The 2,504-nt window shown below is 56.4% G+C and carries 3 protein-coding genes; all 3 read left to right on the top strand.

The window, feature by feature from the left end:
• Nucleotides 1–158: 158 nt before the first annotated feature.
• Genes I4W09_RS09090 through I4W09_RS09100 form a run of 3 tightly spaced genes read left to right on the top strand, consistent with a single transcriptional unit; the run spans nt 159 to nt 2,151 of the window.
• The gene (locus I4W09_RS09090; protein WP_196033794.1) at nt 159–650 is read left to right on the top strand and encodes a hypothetical protein; all 492 of its coding nucleotides are present in this window, start codon (nt 159–161) and stop codon (nt 648–650) included.
• Nucleotides 651–685: 35 nt separating this feature from the next.
• A complete protein-coding gene (locus I4W09_RS09095) occupies nt 686–1,453 on the top strand; it encodes a GntR family transcriptional regulator (RefSeq protein ID WP_148332853.1) in 768 nt (255 codons plus the stop codon).
• Entirely contained in the window at nt 1,438–2,151 is a 714-nt protein-coding gene (locus tag I4W09_RS09100; RefSeq protein WP_196033796.1) for a GntR family transcriptional regulator, read from the top strand. The genes I4W09_RS09095 and I4W09_RS09100 overlap by 16 nt, the downstream gene beginning before the upstream one ends.
• Nucleotides 2,152–2,504 lie beyond the last annotated feature (353 nt).

Raw genomic sequence — 2,504 nt, forward strand, 5'->3', positions numbered from 1 at the left:
GAGCCCACTTCTCAAAACAAGGCAGGCACCCCGGCGCTCGTCCGTGAACTCTTCCGCTGGGCGAGCCATAGACGCCGCGCACCGATAGGGTAAGGCGGCGGCTTGAAATTGGTGCTATATTCAGCTTGAGTTGTTTAATGCTAGTACGGGAGGCTGATATGGGGCTGTTCAAGAAGAAAAACCCGCAGGATGCCTTTGATCCCGATGTGTTTACCATCACGGATACGATTTTGGACCCACCGCGGTTTACGTTTTTGCCGGCTATCTACCAGGATGCCACGCGCCGCAAGTGGGCCGTGCATCAGCGTGGTGCAGAGCCGAAGATTTTTGACTATGCGGACGTGTTGCAGTGCGAAGTGGCCGAGGCGGGCGATCCGGAGGCCGAAGAAGCGGTCTCTAAACAGGAATTTGCCCAGCGTATCCTGGCAAACCCTGCCAAGGCGGCGAAAATAAACGCTGCCAAGCGTAATATGTGTCTTGGTATGGGTGTCATCGTTGTCGTGCAAACCGGCAAGGATGAGATTTCGAAGCTTGAGATTCCGGTGACCGCGGGCGAAGTCAAGCGAGACTCCGGCCTATATCGGTCGTATCGGAACGTTGCGGAGCAGATCAAAGAAGCCTTCGACGCCATGGGGCGTCCGGAGCAATGATGCCTGCAGCATCAAGCGGTTGAGGAGCCGTGCCCATGCCGAGTGAACCATATGCGATTCCGCCCAAAGATTGCGCCTTTGAGGGCATTCTTTGGTATATCAATCATTATGACCTGCAGGGTGGCGACCGGCTGCCCGCCGAGCGTGTGCTCTGTGAAGAGCTGGGCGTGTCGCGCACGGCGTTGCGTGCTGCGATCGCGCGCCTTATTTCGTGCGGAACTTTGGAAAGCCGCCGCGGTTCGGGCACCTATGTGTGTCCTCCCAAACCGCTGAACATCTTTCAGGAAACATGGAACTATACGCAGGCGGTGGAGAGGGTTGGCTCAAAGTCGACCGCACGCCTGGTTTGGTCCAAGGTCGTGTACGCCGATATCGATCTGGCCCAAAAGGCCCAGATCGACCTGGGCATGCCGCTTTTCTGCATTCGACGTGTGCGCGTGGTTAATGGTTCCCCGGCGTCGATTGAGACGGCCCACGTCAATCTGTCTTTGTGCCCCTCGCTTCCCGATCACGATTTTGAGCAGGAAAGCCTCTACGACGTTTTGCTCAAAGAAGGGAATGTCCATGTGACGCACGGCAAGGAGCATATTTCCATCAGCCGTCTGAACGCCGACGAGGCCAAGTTGCTGGGTGCTCAGGAGGGCACGCCGGTGTTTTACAAGGCTTCGCACGAGCGTGACGAGAACGATGGCTTTGTCGAGTATTGCAAGTCCGTGATTCTGCCGACCAAGTATCGTTTTGCCGATAACGGCGAGGCAGACGGCGTTGCGACGAAGGTAGGTGTCGAATGGCTGATGCAGTAGAAGACTTGCCGGTTTACAAACAAATTCGCCGCTGCATTGCGGAGCGAATCGAGCGCGGCGACTACCCGACGGGCTCGATGATTCCGTCCGAAAACGAGCTGGCCGAGGAGTTTGGCACGACGCGCCTGACAATCCGAAGTGCCATGGACGAGCTGGTCAAAAGTGGCCAGATTCGTCGCGTGCAGGGCAAGGGCGCCTTTGTGGGACACAAGTGGTTTGACGAGCACGAACGCAAGGGCGGCTTCCGTCAGTCGGTTCTGGCGTCGGGCGCGACGCCGTCGGTGCGCATTCTGGCGCGCTCCAAACGCTACGCCGGCCCGTATTACGCCGACCTGTTTGGCATCGCCGAGGACGATCTGCTTTACTCGGTGCGCCGTCTCAACTGCATTGATGGGGAGCCCGTGTCGATTGAGATGACACTGATTCCGTGTCTGCTGTTTCCGGGCATCGAAGACGTGGACATTTCGGTCTTCAGCCTGTTCGAGACCTACGACATGTTGGGGCGCAAACCGGACAAGTCGATTGAGAAACTCGATATTGAAGCGCTGGGCGCACGCGATGCGAGTTTGCTCAATCTTGAGCCGGGCGACCTGGCGCTCGTACTGGAATGCATGACCTATGACTCGAGTGGGCAGGCGATCGAGCATGCCAAGTCTTTTAACCGCAGTGATGCCGGCGGATATACCTACAACTATTAGCGTCTAGAGCATCCTCGTGCACGGCGGGGTGCTCATTTTTTTACGGACATGTGTCGCATGACCGATGAACGGCAAAAACTGACCGTCTACCGAGAGGGGAGGATGAAATCAAAAAATCGGTATTAAAAACGGCTAACCTGTAATCGTTCACTGGTATTAAGAACCTTTGAATTGTTGAGCTTGGGGCCAAGATGTCCACAAGGTTAAGCGGCGAGACGGGGCGGCAAGCCTGTCCATTCCGTGCGACAATTCAAACTGCTCGTGAAAGGAGCGGGAATGAAGGAGACCGAGAAGATCGAGATCATGCACTTCGACCAGGAGGGCTATCTCGAGGACGGCAGGAACGTCTACGA

This window comes from Collinsella aerofaciens, from assembly GCF_015670795.1.
In the GTDB taxonomy this organism is placed as follows: Bacteria; Actinomycetota; Coriobacteriia; order Coriobacteriales; family Coriobacteriaceae; genus Collinsella; species Collinsella aerofaciens_Q.

Excerpts from the sequence above, each read along its gene's own strand:
- I4W09_RS09095 (WP_148332853.1), top strand. The coding sequence starts at position 686 with ATGCCGAGTGAACCATATGCGATTCCGCCCAAAGATTGCGCCTTTGAG.
- I4W09_RS09100 (WP_196033796.1), top strand. The coding sequence starts at position 1,438 with ATGGCTGATGCAGTAGAAGACTTGCCGGTTTACAAACAAATTCGCCGC.
- I4W09_RS09090 (WP_196033794.1), top strand. The coding sequence starts at position 159 with ATGGGGCTGTTCAAGAAGAAAAACCCGCAGGATGCCTTTGATCCCGAT.